Annotated in this window: 20 protein-coding genes; 13 read left to right on the forward strand and 7 right to left on the reverse strand. The window is 37.7% G+C overall.

The features are described 5' to 3' along the window. Window positions 1-313: 313 nt before the first annotated feature. Together egtB and egtD are read right to left on the reverse strand one after the other, a co-directional pair. Window positions 314-1,495 (reverse strand): ergothioneine biosynthesis protein EgtB, encoded by a 1,182-nt coding sequence (egtB, locus tag OZP11_RS04010; RefSeq protein WP_281233934.1) that lies wholly within the window; start codon window positions 1,493-1,495, stop codon window positions 314-316. A gap of 11 nt (window positions 1,496-1,506) precedes the next feature. Next, complete coding sequence (gene egtD / locus OZP11_RS04015; protein ID WP_281233935.1) at window positions 1,507-2,502, reverse strand: L-histidine N(alpha)-methyltransferase; 996 nt, start codon at window positions 2,500-2,502, stop codon at window positions 1,507-1,509. 266 nt (window positions 2,503-2,768) lie between these two features. Here egtD and OZP11_RS04020 point away from each other — a divergent pair, with 266 nt between their 5' ends. Together OZP11_RS04020 and OZP11_RS04025 are read left to right on the forward strand one after the other, a co-directional pair. After that, on the forward strand, window positions 2,769-2,975 hold the full coding sequence (locus OZP11_RS04020; RefSeq protein WP_281233936.1) for a hypothetical protein: 207 nt from the start codon (window positions 2,769-2,771) through the stop codon (window positions 2,973-2,975). An 8-nt stretch (window positions 2,976-2,983) separates the two neighbouring features. Next, window positions 2,984-3,403, forward strand: coding sequence for a protease inhibitor I42 family protein (locus tag OZP11_RS04025; RefSeq protein ID WP_281233937.1), 420 nt, complete (start codon window positions 2,984-2,986; stop codon window positions 3,401-3,403). Between the two features lie 69 nt (window positions 3,404-3,472). Here the strand turns inward: OZP11_RS04025 and OZP11_RS04030 are convergent, their stop codons facing one another. Continuing rightward, the gene (locus tag OZP11_RS04030) at window positions 3,473-6,418 is read right to left on the reverse strand and encodes an Ig-like domain-containing protein (RefSeq protein WP_281233938.1); all 2,946 of its coding nucleotides are present in this window, start codon (window positions 6,416-6,418) and stop codon (window positions 3,473-3,475) included. Between the two features lie 353 nt (window positions 6,419-6,771). On the opposite strand from OZP11_RS04030, the gene OZP11_RS04035 reads away from it, so the two are divergent. Both OZP11_RS04035 and OZP11_RS04040 read left to right on the forward strand, forming a co-directional pair. Next, window positions 6,772-7,392, forward strand: coding sequence for a DNA-3-methyladenine glycosylase (locus OZP11_RS04035; RefSeq protein ID WP_281233939.1), 621 nt, complete (start codon window positions 6,772-6,774; stop codon window positions 7,390-7,392). A gap of 109 nt (window positions 7,393-7,501) precedes the next feature. After that, the gene (locus tag OZP11_RS04040; protein WP_281233940.1) at window positions 7,502-7,825 is read left to right on the forward strand and encodes a hypothetical protein; all 324 of its coding nucleotides are present in this window, start codon (window positions 7,502-7,504) and stop codon (window positions 7,823-7,825) included. Between the two features lie 205 nt (window positions 7,826-8,030). Here OZP11_RS04040 and OZP11_RS04045 read toward each other — a convergent pair whose 3' ends face one another. Continuing rightward, window positions 8,031-8,318 carry a hypothetical protein gene (locus tag OZP11_RS04045; protein WP_281233941.1) on the reverse strand — a complete coding sequence of 96 codons (288 nt, stop codon included), beginning with the start codon at window positions 8,316-8,318 and terminating at the stop codon, window positions 8,031-8,033. Window positions 8,319-8,575: 257 nt separating this feature from the next. Between OZP11_RS04045 and OZP11_RS04050 the strand changes: the two genes are divergently transcribed. Next, window positions 8,576-9,256 carry a YgaP-like transmembrane domain gene (locus OZP11_RS04050; RefSeq protein ID WP_281233942.1) on the forward strand — a complete coding sequence of 227 codons (681 nt, stop codon included), beginning with the start codon at window positions 8,576-8,578 and terminating at the stop codon, window positions 9,254-9,256. 136 nt (window positions 9,257-9,392) lie between these two features. Here OZP11_RS04050 and OZP11_RS04055 read toward each other — a convergent pair whose 3' ends face one another. Further along, window positions 9,393-9,644: a hypothetical protein gene (locus tag OZP11_RS04055; protein ID WP_281233943.1), complete on the reverse strand. Its 252-nt coding sequence runs from the start codon at window positions 9,642-9,644 to the stop codon at window positions 9,393-9,395. Window positions 9,645-9,982: 338 nt separating this feature from the next. Here OZP11_RS04055 and OZP11_RS04060 point away from each other — a divergent pair, with 338 nt between their 5' ends. The 5 genes from OZP11_RS04060 (at window position 9,983) to OZP11_RS04080 (ending at window position 14,019) form a co-directional block, all read left to right on the forward strand. Continuing rightward, complete coding sequence (locus OZP11_RS04060) at window positions 9,983-11,098, forward strand: glycosyltransferase (RefSeq protein WP_281233944.1); 1,116 nt, start codon at window positions 9,983-9,985, stop codon at window positions 11,096-11,098. Window positions 11,099-11,189: 91 nt separating this feature from the next. After that, window positions 11,190-12,329: a hypothetical protein gene (locus tag OZP11_RS04065; protein WP_281233945.1), complete on the forward strand. Its 1,140-nt coding sequence runs from the start codon at window positions 11,190-11,192 to the stop codon at window positions 12,327-12,329. A 270-nt stretch (window positions 12,330-12,599) separates the two neighbouring features. Then, window positions 12,600-13,004, forward strand: coding sequence for a YidH family protein (locus OZP11_RS04070; protein ID WP_281233946.1), 405 nt, complete (start codon window positions 12,600-12,602; stop codon window positions 13,002-13,004). Further along, window positions 13,001-13,720: a YqjF family protein gene (locus OZP11_RS04075; protein ID WP_281233947.1), complete on the forward strand. Its 720-nt coding sequence runs from the start codon at window positions 13,001-13,003 to the stop codon at window positions 13,718-13,720. The genes OZP11_RS04070 and OZP11_RS04075 overlap by 4 nt, the downstream gene beginning before the upstream one ends. Window positions 13,721-13,776: 56 nt before the next feature. After that, a complete protein-coding gene (locus tag OZP11_RS04080; protein WP_281233948.1) occupies window positions 13,777-14,019 on the forward strand; it encodes a hypothetical protein in 243 nt (80 codons plus the stop codon). Between the two features lie 76 nt (window positions 14,020-14,095). Here the strand turns inward: OZP11_RS04080 and OZP11_RS04085 are convergent, their stop codons facing one another. Next, complete coding sequence (locus OZP11_RS04085; RefSeq protein ID WP_281233949.1) at window positions 14,096-15,316, reverse strand: DUF763 domain-containing protein; 1,221 nt, start codon at window positions 15,314-15,316, stop codon at window positions 14,096-14,098. Between the two features lie 80 nt (window positions 15,317-15,396). After that, window positions 15,397-16,578 (reverse strand): MFS transporter, encoded by a 1,182-nt coding sequence (locus OZP11_RS04090; protein ID WP_281233950.1) that lies wholly within the window; start codon window positions 16,576-16,578, stop codon window positions 15,397-15,399. Window positions 16,579-16,977: 399 nt separating this feature from the next. Here OZP11_RS04090 and gndA point away from each other — a divergent pair, with 399 nt between their 5' ends. From gndA to pgl, 3 genes are read left to right on the forward strand one after another with little or no spacing between them, the layout of a single operon-like run. Continuing rightward, window positions 16,978-18,387 (forward strand): NADP-dependent phosphogluconate dehydrogenase, encoded by a 1,410-nt coding sequence (gene gndA / locus OZP11_RS04095; RefSeq protein ID WP_281233951.1) that lies wholly within the window; start codon window positions 16,978-16,980, stop codon window positions 18,385-18,387. Window positions 18,388-18,414: 27 nt separating this feature from the next. After that, window positions 18,415-19,947, forward strand: a complete 1,533-nt coding sequence (zwf, locus tag OZP11_RS04100; RefSeq protein ID WP_281233952.1) for a glucose-6-phosphate dehydrogenase — start codon at window positions 18,415-18,417, stop codon at window positions 19,945-19,947. Continuing rightward, complete coding sequence (gene pgl / locus OZP11_RS04105; protein WP_281233953.1) at window positions 19,928-20,644, forward strand: 6-phosphogluconolactonase; 717 nt, start codon at window positions 19,928-19,930, stop codon at window positions 20,642-20,644. Before zwf ends, pgl begins: the two co-directional genes overlap by 20 nt. Window positions 20,645-20,957: the final 313 nt, after the last annotated feature.

The following is a 20,957-nucleotide window of genomic DNA, read 5'->3' on the forward strand; positions in this document are numbered from 1 at the left end:
GCTGTTTCCCAGTAGATTTCGGACCGTTTTTTTTAGTGGGTTCTGCTCCACTTTATACAATTCTTAACCTATTAATTCTTTAACCGCAATAAAAGTAACGGGAATAAAATCTACAGGAAGAAAAATTGTAATGAATGGGATTTTTCAGGGCACGAGTTATTGATTTATTGTCATCAATGTTTCTATTTAAATTCTAAAAGAAGAAAATTACAAATTACATACTTAACGTTTAATTTTTCAAACGCAGAACACGTTTGACAAAAATCTAAAATCTAAAATCTGAAATCTGAAATCTAAAATCTAAAATCTAAAATCACTTAACAAGCCGTATTCCGGTAAACTGCCATTTGAGTGAGGCGTGGAAGAAATTACGGTAGGTGGCCCGGCTGTGTCCTTGTGGAGTTGCGACAGAAGCTCCTCTTAAAACCATTTGGTTGACCATAAACTTGCCATTGTATTCGCCAATTGCCCCTGCTTCTTTTTTAAATCCGGGATACGGAAGATAGGCACTCCCTGTCCATTCCCATCTTTCGCCCCAATGAAAATGTTCAGAAGCCGCTTCCCATTCTTCTTCTGTGGGCAGGCGCATTCCTTTCCAGGCAGCAAAGGCAGAAGCTTCATAAAAATTAATGTGGCACAAAGGCTCGGATAAATCAATTTCTTTAAGTCCGTTTAAGGTATAATGCATCCAGCGATCTTCTATAAAATGCCAGTACAACGGTGCTTTTGCGTTTTGTTGTTTTACCCAGTCCCAGCCTTCAGAATGCCAATGGGCAAAATTGACGTAACCGCCGTCTTCTATAAATTTCAGATAATCAGCATTGGTAACAAGAGAATCGGCAATTTCGTAGGCTTCTAAATATTTTTTATGGCGGTTGGATTCATTATCAAAACTAAATCCGGTCCCATTAAATCCTATTTCATAAATACCTTCAGGCATGCTTATAAATCCCGAACCTTCTTTTGATTTTTTAGAAAAGATTTCTTTATCGCTGTAAGCAGGAAAAAGCGGATTATGACCTAGAATATATTTGATATCTGTAAGTAACAATTCCTGGTGCTGCTGTTCGTGATTTAATCCCAGTTCTAAAATCGGCACAAGTTTATCTGAGAGCGCTGTGTTTTGCAAAAAAGCTTCCATTTGTTCATCAACATACGCTCTGTAGGCGTAAACATCAGAAACGGAAGGACGGCTTAGGTTTCCTCTGTCTGTACGGACAACTCTCGCTCCTATCGTTTCATAATAGCTGTTAAAAACAAAATTATACTGCGGATTGAATTCTATATATCCTTTAAAATTAGGCATCAGAATAAAAGTTTCAAAAAACCAGGTAGTGTGTCCTAAATGCCATTTGGGCGGACTGACATCAACAATGGGCTGTACTACGTAATCTTCTGTTTCGAGAGGACGGCAAATGGTTTCAGAATGACGGCGTATTTTTTTATACTGCTGCAAAAGAAGTCCGGCTGTGGTTATTTTTTCTGCTTGTTCCATAATTACTTCTTTTAATCGGCCAGCCAAAAAGCGTCAATAAACCATTCTTTACTGTCCATAATACTGCCTATAGGTTTAAATCCGGATTTACAGGCCATATTTTCGGTATCATCAATAGAAAATTTTTGAGAGACCTCCATATAAACCGCTTCGTCTTTTATAAAAAGAAAATCCTCAGAATCAATCGTTACTTTTTGATCTTCAAGACTAATGAGATAACTTTTGCAGGTTCCGGTAAGCGGATCGTAGGTTTGATAATGTTCAAATTGCTCAACAATAAAATTGGCTTTCAGTTCTTTATTAATTCGGTCCAGCAGATTCAGGTTAAACAAAGCCGTTATTCCTTTTGGATCGTTGTATGCGTTTAAGATAGTGTTAGGCTCTTTTTTCAAATCAAAACCAATTAAAACGACATCGCCTTTATTGAGTTTTTTTCTTAATTCGCGGCAGAAATCGTAAGCTTCTTCCAGTTCCATATTACCAATATTACTGCCTAGAAAAAGCACCACTTTTCGGCGCGAAGATAATTTTGCCGCTTTATCAAGCATTTCAAAATATTCGCCCTCGAGACACTTAATATCAAGATAAGGAATATTGTTTTTTAGTTTTTTTTCTAAAACAGATAATATATTTCCTGATATATCAATTGGCATATAAGTAAAATCAGTATTTTGTTTGTCCAGATATTGCAGTAAATGCAGAGATTTTGAAGCATCGCCGGCACCTAATTCGATCAGGTCAAAAGGAGTATCTTCGGACCTGATTACGGCTGCTATTTCGGCGGTCTTATTTTGAAAAATATCCATTTCGCAGCGGGTAAGGTAATATTCAGGCATGGCCATGATTTCCTGAAAAAGTTTGTCGCCCCGTTTATCATAAAAGTATTTGGACTGCAGGTGCTTTGGATTTTCATGAAGACCTTCAAGCACATCTTTTAGAAACTGCTGGTTTGTCTCTTCGTTTTTTATTTCTCTTTCGGGTATGATTATGTTGGTTTGTGATTTCATTATAAAGTGTTTTTACAGCTTAAAAAGAACAACAATTATGATGTTCGTAAATTTAATTTTCTCAAAATGAAGAGGTTTGAACCTCTCTTCTAATTTAAAGGTACGTTTTATTACTGAATTTAGAAATCGTTTTTCTTATAATATTGTATTAAAATCTCGTATCAGAAACTTCGTTTTTATACAAAAACAAGTATTTATACCCTGTTCAGTACTTCTGAAATGCATTAGATTTGACTGCTGTTTTTATATCAATAAAGCACACGTTTATGGAAGAAAAAACGAATAATCAACAGGAGAATATCACGAGCAATCATGGTAATACTATACTGTCATGGGTAAGTTTTGCAAAGGGAGAAATGACACCTGCACATAGCCTTAATGCTGCTCATCCTGTTTTGACATTTTCTGCACAAATGAAAGATGGCAAAATCGCACCCGAAGTGATTATTCGTATTCAGGGTAAAATAATTTAAATCAAAGAATGAAGAAATTAAAATTAGTACTGCTGTTCGTAATCATTATTATAACTGCACTTTTTCTAATCAGTTATCGCGGCAAAGTTTACGAAGCCGGTCAAAATGATTCTTTAAGGGTTAAAGCCGGCGAAGAATTCTCTATTAAACTCTACTATAATCCTTCAACAGGATATCGGTTATATCAGATAAATAAAAACCCTGCCGCGTGTGTAGAAAAAGTAAAAGAAGCATACGAAGCGGGATTGCAGGCCAGATTAGGTTATGTTGGTGCCGGCGGTATTCTAACACTGACTTTTAAAGCAAAAACTGCTGGAATTGATACTTTAAAACTTAAAAGCTATCCCGCTATTGAAGGGAAATTGCTTAAAAACGCTGCTATTCCTGATTCGGAAATCGATAATATTTTTTATATCACAGCAGAATAACAAAAAAATGCCAAATCCGAAAATTTGGCATTTCTTAATTTTGACCTATTTTAATTGGTCAGTTTAAATTTATTTGACAATCAGTTTTTTAGAAACCGAAAAATCATTTGTTGTAATGGTTACAATGTAAATTCCGGCTGCTAAATTATGACTGATTTTTGCTGATGAATGAATTTCTTTCACTAAAACCTTTCTTCCGTTTATATCGTTTACAGTTATTGCCGCAGTATCATCTGCTTTTAATTGCGGCAATGAAACGGTAAATTCGTTATGAAGCGCAGGATTCGGATAAATGGTTACTGCAGCATTCACATCTGCTGTTACTTCTGTCTGCAAAACATTTGTTCTTTTTGCCGTAACAGACTGAAACTGCCATTGTGCACTTTCCCAATTGTTTTGAGCCCCTATGTACTGAGCAGAACCTGTAAGGTTTTCGATATGAATCATGCTTCCGGTCTGCCATCTGTTTTTAATTCGCACCCAGGTTCCGTCTACATTTTCGCTTGACCATTGTGCACTCCACCAGTCAGATGATCCAGCCGTGCATTGTACTGCTCCGGTTAAGTTTTCGATATGCATTACATCGCCGGTTCCTGCATTTTTTATGATAAAATTGGTACCATCAACCATTACTTTTTCCCATTTATAATTGTTGTTGGCAACTGTTGGTCCGTAACCCACATTAGTACCGGCATCGTATAAGTAATTGTTGGTCCATCTATTTTTGATTGTCAAATAGTTTCCTGTAGCGGTGCTTACGGTAATAGCAGCTGTGCTTGTTTTATTACCACTCACAGTTGTAACTGTAATTGTGGCTGTTCCGTTTGAAACTGCTGTAACTAACCCCGAAGCATTTACTGTTGCTACAGCAGTATTGTTTGAAGAATAATTAACCGATTTGTTTGAGGCATTAGACGGAAGAACGGTTGGTGTTAATTGCTGCGTTCCTCCCACACTCAGCGATACTGATGATGGACTAAGGCTGACACTCGTTACCGCAATATTTGATGAACTCACTGTAACAGCAACAGAAGCCGTTTTAGCACCATCCTGCGTTGTTACCGTAATTGTGGCAGTCCCGGAAGCAACAGCAGTAACCAAGCCGGATGAATTTACAGTGGCAATACCAGCATTACTGGAACTATACGTTACATTTTTGTTTGATGCATTTGCCGGAGCAACAGCCGGTGTTAACTGCTGTGTACCGCCAACGTTTAAATTAACTGCTGCAGGGCTGATCGTTACCCCTGTTACAGAAACTGTCGTTGTTGAACAATTTGTACTTGGTGTCCACGAAAAAGTGCCAATTGCGCTTATTTCTTCGTTTGTTGCAGCATTTCCGCCTCTGTTCGAATAATTCATGCCACAATAGGTACCGTTTCCGGCCGGAGAACCTGCTATAAGAACAAAATAGCCTCTGCCCCAATTTCGGTTAAGAGCATTGTTATTTGGGAATTCTTTTCCTGTACCGTTAATCGTAACATTTTTAAAGCTGAGATTGTAAATCCCGTCTCCTGATCGTTTGCTTATTGAAATGGCATCATTTCTTGAATCTACAATATCCAGATTAGAAAGCTGTACATTTTTTACCTGAGTTCCTGCATTGCTGGCGCTGAAAATATCCACTGCCGCTACCGGATTATTGTAAGTATCATTAAAAGTACCACAGGCAGTTATGGTTATATCGTGTATTTCATGCAGTCCGTCATTATTAAATGGCGCTCCGTCAAAATTGTTACTCACACGAATTCCGGCTTCGAGATTGTCTTTGATAATTAAGTTGTACGCTTTATTGTTTTTTCCGCCATAAATAGCCAGACCACAGGCACGCCAGCAGTTTTCTGAAGTATTGTATCTAAAAGTATTATTGATGCACTCCTGTCCGTTAGCCGACCAGATAGCCTGATCGTCGTCGCCGTTATTTCTAAAATTACAATGTTCTACAATGGCATTGGCAGTTCCTTTGCAAAGGTTAATTCCATCGGCATAGTTATTTCTGAAACGACAGTGCGACAAAGTGAACCCATCAGCAATTGCCGGACCACCCACATTGTATTGTGCAATCCATGCGCCGCATTCGAAATGTTCTGCCCAGATATTCTTTATAGTTGAACCTGCTGTAAAAACGCCGTTTATGGCTTTATACGAATTACTTCTGGAAGTTGAATTGGTCGTTAAGAAAAGATCTGAAAACGAAATGTTACTCGCATTAGCACGAAGACCGCCGTTACCGCTGCTGGTATTGGTAAAATTAATCTGAGTATACCACATTCCGGCACCAATTAAAGACGTATTGGCCACGCCAAAATAAAGCTCTCTGTTTACATTAAATACGCCGCCTGGAACAAATATTTTTTTACCGCCGTTTGCATCAATAAACGTCTGAAGGTCGCTGCCGTTCCCTGTATAAGTTACGGAACCCGAAGGAGCGGTTAAAGCGGCCGGAACCGATTCCATTTCGGCAAAATCCAGATGAATATTACCTGATTCTCTTACCAGTCTTAAAGTGCCTGATACCGGAATCTTATTTGGTAATTTATAACGCACCTCGTCAAATCGCATTCTTGGGTTCTGATTTGTGATTCCGTTATTATTTGGGTTACCGTTGCTCCATAAATATTCCCACGACCAGGTTGAGGTTAAAGTCAGCGTTGTAATTTTTGTAGTGCCATTGTAGATTCCCAAAGTTCCTGACTGCCCATCCGGAACACTGTATCGAATAACAAGTCCGTCCGCTGCTTCAGTAAGCGTCCATAGAACTGTTGCATTTGCTGAAGACATATTCACACACTGCTGATCTGAAGCTTCTGACTGAAGATCAGCCTGCACATACGATTTTGGAGTAACTGAAGCACCATTCGATAACTGTCCCAGATTGGCTTCGTATCTTTTATACGGCGCATCATAATATCCTCGCTGGGCTTGCAGATTTGAGGTTAAAAGCAATAAAAAAATCCATATTACAAGACAATATTTGTCTCTTTTAAAAAAAGCATCAAGTAATTTGTTTTTCATAATTTGTGGTTTTTTAAATTAGATAGTTTCCCTCAATCAAGGGGTAAACGAAACTAGGATTTAAATAAAAATTATAAAAAAGATGACATAAAAATCAAGATTTCTACAACACTAAAACAAACATAATGTATTGATTTACAAAACAATAAAAAACAAACACAAATATAAAAATCAAGAGTTTGTATAGATTAAAACTTCTAAAAGCACAAAATCACCGGATTCATTTTTTGTAATCTAAACTCAAAATTTTACATTAAGGAAACAGGTTTTCTGCTCCGTCAACATTTGTAATTCATAAGATTAAACCTTAAATTTAATTCTACAAAAATTTTCTTCCGATAAAAAACAATAAGATGAACACCAATACTATAATTCCTGCGAAACTGCCTTTTTCTTATTACCAGAACAGCGATGTGCTTTTTCTTGCAAAAGACCTTATTGGTAAAGTTTTATGTACACAAATTGATGGCGAAATAAGCGGCGGTATTATCGTTGAAACCGAGGCGTATTATGGTACAATTGATAAAGCATCGCATGCCTACGGAGGCAGAAGAACCAACAGAACTGAAATCATGTACAGCGAAGGCGGTGTTTCGTATGTTTATTTGTGTTACGGAATCCATCATCTTTTTAATATTGTAACCTCACAGATTAATGAACCGCATGCCGTATTAATACGCGCTGTTGAGCCTTTTATTGGAACGGAAATTATCGAGAGAAGACGAAAAATGCCCATACAAAAAGCCGCTGTATCATCCGGTCCGGGTTCTGCCGCCAAAGCATTGGGAATCGACCTTACTTTTAATAAAAAAGACCTGAACTCTGAAGAAATATGGCTCGAAGATCATGGATTTAAATACAAAGACATTGTCAGTACTGCCCGTGTTGGTATTGCATATGCTCAAGAACACGCCCTGCTTCCGTGGCGTTTCTTTGTAAAAGGAAACAAATATGTCAGCAAACCCAATAAATAACCTCAAAAGTTAAATTTGTAAGACTTTCTATTAAAGTTTTGTATCTTTCAGTTACTGAGTGCTGTGAACTAAAAATCAACAGCTTAATAAATCTTAAATCGAAACAAAAATGATTATATCTTACTTTTTAACCGGATCTTACAATGATGCCGATAATGATTTTGAATTGACGATTCGTAAATCCCTTCATTCTGAAGATGTAAACGACATTCAATATTATGCAAAACTGGAAGATGTGAGCTCTTCGGATCATCTGATAAAAGAAACTGAGCAGCCTTCTTTCAATTTATGCCTGTCAGATATCGAAGATTTTATCCGTGACAACAGCATTCGCTTTTACGGCAAAAACCGTACATCATCAAATACAGATGAAAACATAGACCAGTTGCTGCAAAGTTTCATATTCAATTACAAACAAAAAGAAATGCTTTAAATGTAACTATCTAACACATAGAAACATAGTCAATGTAAATTACAGCAGGCGTTTTACTAATTTTTTAATGCAGAAAATAGTTTATTCTTCCTTTTTAAGCCTATGTTCTATGCGTTGAAATTTTAACTCTATTCTTCTTTATTCTCGGCTTTATATCGATATCAGACAAAAAACACCGAGACTGAGGTCTTACTAAATCAAAAAATTACTTTTGGATAGAGTCTGTTCTCACATTCGGATTTCCTTTTTGTGTAGAACCATCAGTCCCGGAACCCGTACTTCCCTCGCCGGTTGCGCCGGTTGTTCCGGTTTTACCATTCTGGCTGGAATCTAATACTGCCGAAGAATCGGCAGGGCGAATTGTGTCAGCAGACATATCAGTTGTATCTCTTGCAGCATCATATTCAGAATTGGCATCTGTACTCTTTTTGCAGGAAACGGTAAAGGCTGTTACTAAAAGCAGCATCGCCGTAGTTTTTAAGACTGTTTTCATGATTTGTGATTTTTCAGTTTATAAATTCAAAATTAAAACACTGAATTCCAAAGTACTTACACAATTTTCAAAGTCGTTTACAAAAATCATAGATATCACACATCCCAGGTTTTTAATCCTTACAAATACACTTATAATTGTATAATCTATCCCTGAAATCGTATAAGCCAAAATCGGGATAAAGAGCTTAATTTTAATCCTTTAGCAAACTAAACTAAAAATTAATACAGAGTTTTATTCATTTAAAATTAAAAGCTATGAACACAACAGCATTAACAAGACAAAATCAATCATCAAAGCCTTTATTGAAAACAAACGTTTCAACATTAGAAAGAATCCTGATGGTCACCAGCGGTGCTTATCTAATTTACAACGGACTTTCAAAAGAAAATAAAAGCATTGCCCAGGCGGGTGCCGGAGGCGCAATGTTATTACGAGGAATTTCAGGTTACTGTCCTGTTTATGATGCAGCAGGACATTTAATTAACGACAAGGCTTCAAATGTAAACATTAGAGTAAACAGTGTCATTAATAAACCCGTGAACGAAATATACGCTTTTTGGAGAAATCTGGAAAACCTTCCAAAATTCATGAATCACCTTGATTCTATAAGAACGATTAGTTCTACTATTTCAGAATGGACAGCAAAAGGTCCGGCAGGAATTGGAAGAATTTCCTGGAATGCAGAAATCATAAAAGATGAAAAAGACCAGCTGCTAAGCTGGAATTCTATAGAAGGCTCCAGTATTAAGAATGCCGGAAAAGTCGTTTTTAAACCAAAAGGAAATACCACAGAGCTTGATATTACCATCTCGTACCATGCCCCGCTTGGAGTGGCGGGAGAAAGTGCCGCTAAACTTTTAAATCCGTATTTTGAGAAACTGGTTAAAGACGATATTTCCAATCTAAAAGTATATCTTGAATCACATGAGGAATAAAATACTTTCCTGTTTCAGGTATTTATTTTTTGTTGAAGCGCCTCTGAATTAATTCAGGGGCGTTTTCATTTTTAAAATCAATCCAGTAACTGTAACTTATATTCCAAAAAAGAGCGGAAAAATTTTCCGCTCTTTTTTAGATTTTACTGTTTTCAGTTTCTTCATTACTGTGGTTTCCTGCATTTTCTTTACTCTGAAGTTCCTCCCATTCACTTTCGTCGCCCCAGTCGCCAGTATTCTGCTGAACAGGATTTTCTTCCGTTTCTTTTTCCCGGTCTTTGTTTTCAGAAAAATACATTTGGTATCCCAAAATTGGACTCCAAACAGGTTCCTGATTACGATCGTTACCCTGAAATAATGAATCGTTATTGGTGTTTCTTGTTTCCATTTTACTCGAACATTTTTTGCAGATCAGCTAAAAAAGCCGAAACACAAGATTAATTATTGTTTATCTAACTTCAAAATTCAGCATAATTCTCTTACTCCTGTTACAACATTCTGTTTCAGGTTTACAGTTTTCCTTTGTAAATCAAATCTATAAATCCAAGGAGTTAAACTGGCAATTAAAATTAAAAAATGCAAATTATATAACGCTCAAAGTTTTATTTGTAAGAAAGAACAGCAAAGTGCTGATAAATTTGCCTTATACATCCTAAAGTAAATTTTTTACTTGAAAATACCCCGCATACTAATCTTATTTACAACTACTTTACTTAACTCAACACTATGATCAATAATTTAAAAGAAACAAGTTTCAGCAGTACTACAGAAATACCGTTATCAGAACAGGCGCAATATTACGATATGATTGTGTTCAGTCATTTAAGATGGCAGCATGTATACCAGCGTCCGCAGCAAATCATCAGCCGAATGGCAGAAACCATGAAGGTTTTGGTTATTGAAGAACCAATTCGAAATCCTGAAAATGAAAACCCGGGCGATTTAATTATAATTAATGAAAAACTTCACATATTACAACCTAACACATTTAATATTGAATCAATTGCATCTATAATTCCATCTTTTGTAAAAAGTAAAAACATTCAGACAGGATGGTTTTGCTCGGCCGAATTTTGTTCGCTTCTGGATTATTTTCAGTTCGATACCACTGTGTACGACTGCATGGAAGAACTTTCGCCTTCAAACACAAGCGCGGCATTACTGGATCAGGAAAAATACCTTATTGCCAGTGCTGATATAATTTTTACTGAAACAAAAGCATTATTTCAGTCCAAAAAACAGCTTCACGACAATGTGCATTATTTTCCAGGCTCTGTAGATGAGGCACATTTCGCAAAAGCACTCAATAACATCTCGATTCCGGCCGATATTGGCGACTTACCATCTCCAGTAGTGGGCTACTACGGAATAATCGATCAGAGGCTTGATTTTGACCTTTTACAAAAAACAGCACAAAAACTTCCCGAAGTTTCATTTGTATTAATTGGTCCATCAGATAAAAAACTGGAGCTGCCGGAAGAATCCAACATACATTATCTGGGAATGAAATGTTACAACGAACTGCCCTATTACTTAAAATCATTTGATATAGCGATGATGCCGCTTAACAATCAAAAAAATACCGGTCCTGTAAACGTACTGGAATATATGGCTGCCAGAAAACCCATTATATCAACCAAAATTTCAGATGCGGTACATGACTGTATCACCTGCGTAAACGTAGTAGAAACTGCTGATCAATTTGCTGATACGATTTCTTTCTTAAATCAAAAAACAGACCGCCAGTCTCTTGAAATCGAATACCGCAGTGTTCTTAAAAAAACGTCTTGGGACGAAACGGTGCAGCAAATGAAATCGGTTATAAAATTTTTCGCGAAGTAATTACACACAACTAATTAACTAACAACACAATAACCAGAAAAAAAAAAAAAAAAAAAAAAAAAAAAAAAACATTTATTAAAACTGATTTATAATGGAAAAATTCAATACTTTTTTTATGGGCGGTTTCGAATGTGCCGATCACATTAACCGTTCCGGCGAAAGAATTAATCTCTTAAAAGAAACACAGCATGATGTTCGTTTTCATGACGACTATGAGGCTCTTGCAGGAATAGGCATAAAAACAGTACGTGAAGGAATCTGCTGGAGCGAAGTCGAAAAAACTCCCGGAGTTTTTGATTTTTCTGAAGTACTGAACCGTATGAAAGCAGCCGAAAAACTAGGAATCCAGCAAATCTGGGATCTGATTCATTTTGGTTATCCTGACGGGCTTTTTCCTACTCATCCTCAGTTTTGCAAACGTTTTGAACAGTTATGCGAGGCTTTTGCGCTTTTTTACAAAGCCAATTCCAAACAACCTTTATTTGTTGTTCCAATAAACGAAATCAGCTTTTTATCCTGGCATTCGGGAGATGTTCGCGGTACGGTTCCTTTTGCTGTAAACTCGGGCTGGGATATGAAATACCATTTATGCAAAGCGGCGATAATTGGCATCAAGAAACTTAAAAACATCGATCCTGACTGCACGATCATTCTCGTTGAACCTTTAGTAAAAATTCACGCCACCGAAACGCATCATCATGTATTGGACATGAACGAACATCAGTTTCAGGCCATGGATATTATTGCAGGATACATGTGTCCGGAACTGGGAGGTTCTGAGGATTTTTTAGAAATTCTGGGTTTCAATTACTACTGGGACTGTCAATGGGAAGTAAACAGCAAACCGCTGGAATGGCCGGATACCGAAGAAAAAAGAACGTCGCTTTCAGAGCTTCTTGAAACAGCTTATAAAAGATACAACAAACCTGTATTTATTTCAGAAACAGGGCATTTTGGTACAGAACGTGCAGAATGGCTTGAAGAGATTACAGCAGAATGTATAGACGCTAAAAACAACGGTGTAAACCTATTAGGTATCTGTATTTTTCCGGTAATCGACAGACCTGACTGGGATGATCTAAACAGTTATTGCGACTGCGGTATCTGGGATTTAGACGAAAATAAAAATCGTATACCCAATCAGCCTTATATTGATGCTATTGCAGAAGCACAGGAAAATGTAAAAACTTCAAAAAATGTAATGAATCATCTCGTAGATTTTTTCAAATAAAATAGAAAAAAAGCACATCAACATATAGAACCTGCGGTCAGTTAAGTCAGACTGCAGGTTTCTTTTTTTTGGGCTGAATTCGAAAAAAATCCATTTAATACAAAACTGCATCATTACTAGAACCAAACACTTATAACACATTGTTTTACAGATAGGTATTCTATAAAAACGATTTTATATTTTATAAAAATTCTTAAAAAACTGTGCTTAAATTTATATAAGGATTTAAAAATCAAAAAATTATACAGAACAAATAAAAACCATTAAAATATGAAGGCGGAAGGCAATAATAAAAAACTGATTAATGAACAAATGTCAAACGAAAGAACATTCCTGTCCTGGATTCGAACCGGAATTGGAATCATGGTTTTTGGGTTCGTTATCGTGAAATTTTCATTATTTGTCAATCAGCTTCCTTCTACGCTTTTTAAAGATTCTAATATTCCAAAAAACGGATTTACGATTATAATTGGTATTCTTCTCGTACTCTCCGGAGCCTTAATGATTGTTTGCTCGTACTGGAAATACAAACAGACTCATAAATTATTACAGCAGGGCGAATATTTATATTCCACTTTGCTTCTTACGGTACTTACGGTAATTATTTTTTTAATGAGCATTATAATCATCACCTATCTGGTAATTGCCGCCTATCCTTTTAATTTTTCGATATGAGCATCGCTGCCCGCATATTAGCTAATACTCAAAACAGACAATATCCGCTTCCTGAAAAGAACTGGAAATATTACCAGGAATGGCATAAAACCATATTTTTTCATTGGGAAGTTCCGGTTTATTTTTTAGAAGAATATATTCCCGATGGCCTTGAGCTTGATCTCTACCAAAACATGGCGTGGGTTTCGGTGGTTTCATTTGAGGTAAAAAACAGGACACTTCGCAATATGCCGGCTTTTCCGTATCTCTCAAATTTTGAAGAAATCAACGTGAGAACTTATGTTACCAAGAACGGAATTCGTGGAATTTACATGTTTTCAATCGAAACCAATAAACTGATCGAAGTATTATTATCAAAGTTATTTGCAGGACTTCCGTATCAAAAATCAGAAATTAAACGGTCCGGAGACGAACTCAGATCCTCCAATAAAAAACTCGAACATATACTGGACATTACCATTGGAGCCCATGCACCCATTCTGCATAAAACCGCGCTGGATTTGTGGCTGACCGAAAGATATGCTTTATACGAAGTCTGCGGTACTAAGTTATGCCGTTTTGATATTCATCACGCCGAATGGAACCTGAGCAATCTTGATGTCACTATACGCGACATATGCTACGATGCCGGAAAATACACCATCAACATCTATCCCGACACTATTCAGTACTCAGAAAAAATCGAAGTACTGTTTTGGGATAAAATTGAAGTTTAGCATACAAAACAGGACACAACAATAATAAGAACAAACAAACTTAAAAAAGCATCATTATGAATTTAGACGAAAAAGAAAACTACCGTCAGGACGACGTGTATTTTCACAGTGAAAATCCGGAAGACGACTTTGACAGAAAATTCAATGAAGAAGATCAGGATGAAGAAGATAATCTGGAAGATGAAGACACAGATTTCGATCAGGAAGATCTCGACGACGGAGACGGCGATCTGGATGAAGAATTAGATGAAGAATTAGATGAAGATCTCGATACCGACCCTAACCGAAACAATTTCTAAAAAACACAAAACCGTCTGGTACTTCATCAGGCGGTTTTTCTGCCTGAATTGTGAGTTGTTAATGTGAATTTATTTTCTAAAATAATTCCAGTTGATTCCCCGGAGGCAAGGGTTTCTTTTTAGGAGGTTTTGCATCGCCAAAAACTGTTTTGCCGCCGTATTTATAAGATTCGGTCCTTTCTCTTTGAATCAGGGCATCAAAATTAGAATTGGGCGTAAAACTTTCCTCTGCCCTTCTTGAAATTTCAGATAATTTCTGAATAGCACTTATTTTATCACTGTTTCCAATTTTTGCACGGTTAATCGCTCTTTGAAGCGTATCAATCGTTTCATCGTAGATATTTACCGGAACAGGAAACGGATGTCCGTCTTTACCACCGTGAGCAAATGAAAAACGTGCAGGGTCTTCAAAACGTGTCGGTGTTCCGTAAATAATTTCGCTTACCAATGCCAGCGACTGTAAGGCTCTTGGCCCCATTCCTTTTAAAAGCAATAATTCCTCGAAATCTTCCGGACGATTCTCGTGCGTTACCCAAAGCATCGCTCCCAGCCTTTTCATATTCACATCCTCCATTCTCACATCATGATGCGCAGGCATTATTAAGTGCTGCATTTCTTTGATGATCTTGGTTGGGGATTCTTTGGCGAGTTCCAAAATTCCATCTCTCGATTTTGAAGCGGCCTGAGCAGTAAGATTCAAAATACTTCCCTGGTTTTCGCCATAAATAAAAGTATGCGGTTCGTTTATAAACGACTGCAAATCCTGCGAATGCCAATGGTATCTTCTGGCCGTCTGCGAATTAGGGTTCATTCCCTGCTGAATCACCGCCCACTGCCCTTTGTTATCTACAATAAAATTATGCTGATACAGCTGAAAACCATCCTGAATAGCAGTATTATCTACTTTTGCGGCGAGTCTGCTGCAATTGGCCAGATTATGACCATCGAGTCCGGTTTTATCACCCACAAATAAAAGTTCCTGCGGGGTTAAGGTCGAATGTTTTCCTTTACCGCCGCAAATATAAATACCGAGTTCTTTTGAATGCGGATTAACGGATTTTTTTAATGCACCAAGAACAGAAGTGGTAATTCCGGATGAATGCCAGTCCATTCCCATAACCGCACCAAAACTCTGAAACCAAAACGGATTACTCAGTTTACTGATTACTTCTGAAGTCGAAAACTCCATAGCAATCGTTTCTACAATAGCCAGACCGAGTTTAGACATGCGTTCAGCAAGCCATAACGGAACATGTCCGTAATGCAAAGGAAGATCTGCTGTACCTGAACGCTTCATTTATTTAGATTTTAAATACAAAAATACTTCAAAATAACCCGGCAGCATTTTAATTAACACTAAATGCCCGGAAATGAAATTTATAGATTATTTTCGGCTTTTTTCCTTTTTCTCCAGTATAAAAGATATGCGATTCCCAATACAAGAACTACTATATCGATCTGTATAATCTGCGGTATACGCATAATCTGGTCTTTGTAATAACTGCCTCCCAAAAGCGCTCCCAGTCCTATCCCGAGTTCCATCGAAATATACATCGTCGCAACAGCTTTCCCCCTGTGTTCGGGATTACTCAAATCAATTGTCCAGGCACTCACGGCCGGCGATAATATTCCGGTTCCAACACCGTAAATTCCTGCCCCTATTAACAACATCTCAATATCCCTGCCCAGACTTATTACAAAAAGTGCAAAAGCAGTTATGATTAATCCGGCAAGAATTACACTCGTACGTCCGTGTCGGTCAGAAACTTTTCCGGCGCCAAAACGAACCAATACCGATGTAACGGTAAAAGCGGTAAAAAACAATCCTTTGTTATTTGTTCCCAAATGTTCGCTCCAATCCGGAATTAAAGTTAGTATAAGTCCGAATGCCGTATAGGAAAGAAAAGTAATTATTCCGGCAGGAAATACATTTTTGTCAATTATATCTTTTCTCCCGATTACAAACATCGATCTGCTCAGTTTTTCTTTTGCAGCCAGCGTTTCTTTCATATTCATTACGATAACAATAGATAAAAAAGCCAGAAATGACGAACAATAAAACATAACGTTTATTCCGTATAAATTCACAATCATACTTCCCAGAGCCGGTCCTAAAGCACCGCCAATGCTGAAACACAAACCATGCATGCCCAATGCCTCACCCCAGCGGTGCTGCGGAATAATATCGGCTACATAGGCTGATGTTGCCGTGGGTTTAAATCCGGTCGAAAAACCGTGAACCAGCCGAAGCAGTAAAAACCCTGAAACAGAACCCAAAACCGGGTAAAGAAACCCGCAGATTACACATACAGAAGATCCTACAGCCATAACAGGAACGCGTCCCCATTTATCGGTCAGTTTCCCGCTAAACGGACGTGATATTGCCGCTGTCAGAGTAAATAAGGAAATAATAAGGCCTTTATATTCGGCACCTCCCAGACTGCTTAGATAGTTAGGAAGTTCCGGTATCATCATATTAAAACTGGATGAAAACAGCAGCGAACTCATACACAGCAGAATAAACTGCAGGGTATAAATTGATTTTTGGTTGTGTGACATTATCGAATACTAAATAAACCGCCGCAAAAACAAACGGTAATTAAAAAGAAGAGTGCAAATTTAGTTCTTAAATTCTCTAAAATTTAAAATAATCATATAAAAAACAGCTTTAAAAAGAATTAAAATCCAAACTGCGGCTTTATTCTTTTTAAAGTGCATCAGGTTAAAATAAACGTGTTTTTAACACATAAAAAAGTATCACAATAAACACTTAAAGACGACTATAATTCGCCTGTTTTTTCATCATTTTTCTCTAACTTAGCGCACTGCATCTTAAACTATAAGAGTAAAACAAACATTGTTTTTCTGCAAAGAACTGAATGAAAACACATTACTGCATTTTTTCTTACATTCTTAAGGGAAAACTCTTTTCTAATAATTTTAGTTAATTGAAAAACTATGAACAAATTTGATTTTGGAATTGTAGGACTCGGTGTAATGGGCCGTAACTTACTTTTAAATATCGCGGACCATAACTTTTCGGCCGCAGGTTTAGACTTAGATACCGAAAAAGTCAGCTCACTTCAACAGGAAGCAGGTCCTGATCATACTATTGAAGCTACGACAGATGTAAAACATTTCGTTGAGCTTATTCAGCAGCCAAGAGCCATTATGCTTTTAGTTCCTGCCGGAAAACCAGTAGACAGTGCCATTGCCAGCTTACTTCCTCATTTAGATAAAGGAGATATTATTATCGACGGCGGAAACACCTATTTTACAGATACAGACAGAAGATTTCTTGAATTGTCTGAAAAAGGAATTCATTTCTTCGGAATGGGAATTTCAGGCGGTGAAAAAGGAGCTCGTTTTGGTCCTGCCATGATGCCGGGAGGTGATCAGAAAGCATACGAAAGACTTCGCCCTATTTTTGAGGCTATCGCAGCAAAAGTTGACGGGGAACCTTGTGTAGAATATTTAGGAAACGGTTCTGCCGGAAACTATGTAAAAATGGTGCACAACGGAATCGAATACGGAATTATGCAGCTGATTTCTGAGGTGTACGATCTTATGAAAAGAGGTTACAATCTGGACGATCAGACGATTCAGAAAACCTTTGAAGAATGGAACCAGACTCACGATCTTAAATCGTATTTAATAGAAATTACAGGAAATATCCTGAAACAAAACGACAAAGACGGATCTTTGTTAATCCATAAAATATCTGATTGGGCACGTTCTAAAGGAACAGGAAAATGGACTTCGCAAAACGCGATGGATTTACAGGTTCCGGTTCCTACTATCGATGCGGCGGTTGTAATGCGCGATATGTCGAAAACTAAACCGGAAAGAATCGAAGCAGCTAAAAAATTAGTATGGAATACTGCCGAAACAGACGTAAATACAACTGAAGCTATTGCTGCTTTAAAATCAGCTTTATACCTTTCTATCGTTGCAACTTATGCACAAGGGTTAGCGCAGCTTCATACGGCTTCTAAAGAATACAATTATGGATTAAATCTTGAAACTGTTGCCAAGATATGGCGCGGGGGCTGTATTATTCGTGCCAATATTTTAGAAGATTTCAGAAAAGCATATGTAACTAAAACTGATTTGCCAAACTTGCTTTTAGATAACGGAATTGCTTCAAAATTATCAGAAAACCAAGCCGGAATGCGATCTGTTATTCAGTTTGCGGTTCAAAAAGGAATTCCTGCTGCCGGACTTATGAATTCATTAGCGTATTTTGATGCTTACCGATCAGAGAATCTGCCAACAAATCTAATTCAGGCCCAGCGTGATTATTTTGGGGCGCATACCTACGAACGTATTGATGCCGAAGGTGTTTTTCACACACAATGGACTGAGTAAGAACTTAAAGCAACACAACTACACACAATGACTAAAAATAAACTTACCAATCCTACAATCATTGTTATTTTTGGAGGAACAGGCGATTTAGCAAAAAGAAAGCTATTTCCCGCATTTCAGAATCTGTACCTTGACGGGCGCATGTCTGAGAAGTTTCAAATTATCGCTTTGGGAAGAGCAGAAAAAACCAATGAAGATTTTCGCAGTTATGTTTTAGAAAATCTAAATACTTTTTCAAGAAAAAAAGGAATTTCTGATCCTAAAACACAAAAATTCCTTTCGCATATCACCTACCACAGTCTTGATATCGAAAATGAAGAATCATACAAAAGCCTGAATGCAAAAATCAACAAGTTTGATGAGTCCTTTGGCGAACGAGCGAATCGTCTTTTTTACCTTTCGATTACACCTTCATTTATATCGACTATTTCAAACAACATTAAAAATATCGGACTTGCCGCCAATCCAAAACAAGACCGTATTATTATTGAAAAACCGTTTGGATATGACAAAGCTTCGGCTATCGAACTGAATGCTATGCTTTCGCAGACTTTTAAAGAAGAGCAGATTTACAGAATCGATCATTATTTAGGTAAAGAAACCGTTCAGAATATTTTGGCTTTCCGTTTTGGAAATTCCATGTTCGAACCTTTATGGAGCCGTAACTTTATTGATTTTGTTCAGATTACAGTAGCAGAAGAAGTTGGAGTTGAAGAACGCGGCGGTTTCTACGAAGGTGTCGGCGCATTAAAAGATATGATCCAGAACCACCTGCTGCAGATTTTATGCATGACGGCTATGGAAGCACCTGCATCGCTTAGTGCCGATGATATTCGTAACCGTAAAGCCGATGTACTAAAATCAATCCGTCGTATCAAACCCGAAGAAGTAGACCATTATATCGTAAGAGGACAATATGATGCCGGTGCCATAAAAGGAACTCCGGTTCCGGGGTATCGCCAGGATAAAGGCATTGCACCGGATTCGAATACAGAAACTTATGTGGCAATGAAAATCTATCTGGACAACTGGAGATGGCAGGGAATTCCGTTCTACTTGCGTACCGGAAAAAGAATGGAAGAAAAACAATCTTCAATTATTATTCAGTTTAAACCGGTTCCGCATTCTACTTTCACCTATGGAAAAGAAGGCATGACACCAAACCGACTGATTATCAATATTCAGCCTGCAATGGATATCAAATTGCAGTTTATGACCAAAAAACCGGGATTGTCGCTTTCGTTACGTCCGGCAGAAATGATTTTTGATTATTTCTCCTGCTCAACCATGTCACCGGAAGCTTACGAAACGCTGATTGCCGATGCATTGGCAGGAGATCCGACCCTGTTTATGCGCTGGGATCAGGTAGAAGAAGCCTGGGATGCGATCGATACAATTCAGCAGGTTTGGAAAAGTACCGTTCCCATTAACTTCCCTAATTATAAAGCAGGAAGCTGGGGACCTGAAGAAGCCGATGAACTATTGGCACGTCAGGGACACAAATGGATTCCGAATACACAAACAAAAGAAGAACTTTTAGATGATACAGATTTACAATAATACAGACGAAATTAACAGCACTGCTGCCGATCTTTTTGTTTCTGCTGCCAAAAAGGCAATCGATGAAAAAGGAAAATTTACGGTGGTGCTGACAGGAGGTTCATCGCCTGCCGGAATTTACAAATTACTGGCTTCTGATGCTTATCAGGATAAAATAGACTGGAGCAAAGTGTATGTTTTCTGGGGAGACGAACGCTGGGTACCGCTAAATGATGATCTTAGTAATGCTAAAATGTCGTACAGCACATTGTTAAACCATGTTTCGGTTCCGCGTGAGAATATTTTTGAAATGTACAAAGATGGTGTTACACCGGAAGAATACGCTGTTACATACGAGCAGACCATTCGAAAGATTTTAGGCGAAGAAGGAAAATTTGACCTGATCCTTTTAGGAATGGGAGACGACGGACACACTGCTTCCCTATTCCCGGGTGAAGCGGTTTTGGATGAACAAAACAAATGGGTTGACGCGTACTATTTAGCGCCGCAGAAAATGTATCGTATTACACTTACTGCTCCATTAATCAATAAAGCAGAAAAAATTATCGTTGTAGCTTTTGGCGAGAAAAAAACACATGCTTTAAAAGAAGTAACAACCGGAGTTTACAATCCGGCACTTTATCCAATGCAGTTAATCAAACCAGTTTCGGGCGATTTACTGTTTTTGGTTGACAAGAGCGCTGCGGGTGTAAATTAAATTATACCCTCAAAAAGAAACTGCCTCCAGAAAGTTATATCTCTTTGGAGGCTTTTTTTTATTGCAAAATTTGTTTCAAGCAGATTTACTCTCATTTTTGTCATGTCGACGAAGGAAACATCTTCACAAGAAACCCGGCAAGATTGGCGATATAACTTTGTATTCTTATACTTTTGCAAGCAAAATACTCTTTCCTCTGCGTAAATCTTTACGAACTTTGCGGTAAAAATTCTAATAAATCTATTTGTAGAGCCACCAGAGTGAATCAGCTCAAATCATTAAAAATCTGCGTGAAACAAAATTTTGGCATAAT

This window comes from Flavobacterium gelatinilyticum (assembly GCF_027111295.1).
Lineage (GTDB): Bacteria > Bacteroidota > Bacteroidia > Flavobacteriales > Flavobacteriaceae > Flavobacterium > Flavobacterium gelatinilyticum.

Excerpts from the sequence above, each read along its gene's own strand:
- egtB (WP_281233934.1), bottom strand. The coding sequence starts at position 1,495 with ATGGAACAAGCAGAAAAAATAACCACAGCCGGACTTCTTTTGCAGCAG.
- egtD (WP_281233935.1), bottom strand. The coding sequence starts at position 2,502 with ATGAAATCACAAACCAACATAATCATACCCGAAAGAGAAATAAAAAAC.
- OZP11_RS04020 (WP_281233936.1), top strand. The coding sequence starts at position 2,769 with ATGGAAGAAAAAACGAATAATCAACAGGAGAATATCACGAGCAATCAT.
- OZP11_RS04025 (WP_281233937.1), top strand. The coding sequence starts at position 2,984 with ATGAAGAAATTAAAATTAGTACTGCTGTTCGTAATCATTATTATAACT.
- OZP11_RS04030 (WP_281233938.1), bottom strand. The coding sequence starts at position 6,418 with ATGAAAAACAAATTACTTGATGCTTTTTTTAAAAGAGACAAATATTGT.
- OZP11_RS04035 (WP_281233939.1), top strand. The coding sequence starts at position 6,772 with ATGAACACCAATACTATAATTCCTGCGAAACTGCCTTTTTCTTATTAC.
- OZP11_RS04040 (WP_281233940.1), top strand. The coding sequence starts at position 7,502 with ATGATTATATCTTACTTTTTAACCGGATCTTACAATGATGCCGATAAT.
- OZP11_RS04045 (WP_281233941.1), bottom strand. The coding sequence starts at position 8,318 with ATGAAAACAGTCTTAAAAACTACGGCGATGCTGCTTTTAGTAACAGCC.
- OZP11_RS04050 (WP_281233942.1), top strand. The coding sequence starts at position 8,576 with ATGAACACAACAGCATTAACAAGACAAAATCAATCATCAAAGCCTTTA.
- OZP11_RS04055 (WP_281233943.1), bottom strand. The coding sequence starts at position 9,644 with ATGGAAACAAGAAACACCAATAACGATTCATTATTTCAGGGTAACGAT.
- OZP11_RS04060 (WP_281233944.1), top strand. The coding sequence starts at position 9,983 with ATGATCAATAATTTAAAAGAAACAAGTTTCAGCAGTACTACAGAAATA.
- OZP11_RS04065 (WP_281233945.1), top strand. The coding sequence starts at position 11,190 with ATGGAAAAATTCAATACTTTTTTTATGGGCGGTTTCGAATGTGCCGAT.
- OZP11_RS04070 (WP_281233946.1), top strand. The coding sequence starts at position 12,600 with ATGAAGGCGGAAGGCAATAATAAAAAACTGATTAATGAACAAATGTCA.
- OZP11_RS04075 (WP_281233947.1), top strand. The coding sequence starts at position 13,001 with ATGAGCATCGCTGCCCGCATATTAGCTAATACTCAAAACAGACAATAT.
- OZP11_RS04080 (WP_281233948.1), top strand. The coding sequence starts at position 13,777 with ATGAATTTAGACGAAAAAGAAAACTACCGTCAGGACGACGTGTATTTT.
- OZP11_RS04085 (WP_281233949.1), bottom strand. The coding sequence starts at position 15,316 with ATGAAGCGTTCAGGTACAGCAGATCTTCCTTTGCATTACGGACATGTT.
- OZP11_RS04090 (WP_281233950.1), bottom strand. The coding sequence starts at position 16,578 with ATGTCACACAACCAAAAATCAATTTATACCCTGCAGTTTATTCTGCTG.
- gndA (WP_281233951.1), top strand. The coding sequence starts at position 16,978 with ATGAACAAATTTGATTTTGGAATTGTAGGACTCGGTGTAATGGGCCGT.
- zwf (WP_281233952.1), top strand. The coding sequence starts at position 18,415 with ATGACTAAAAATAAACTTACCAATCCTACAATCATTGTTATTTTTGGA.
- pgl (WP_281233953.1), top strand. The coding sequence starts at position 19,928 with ATGATACAGATTTACAATAATACAGACGAAATTAACAGCACTGCTGCC.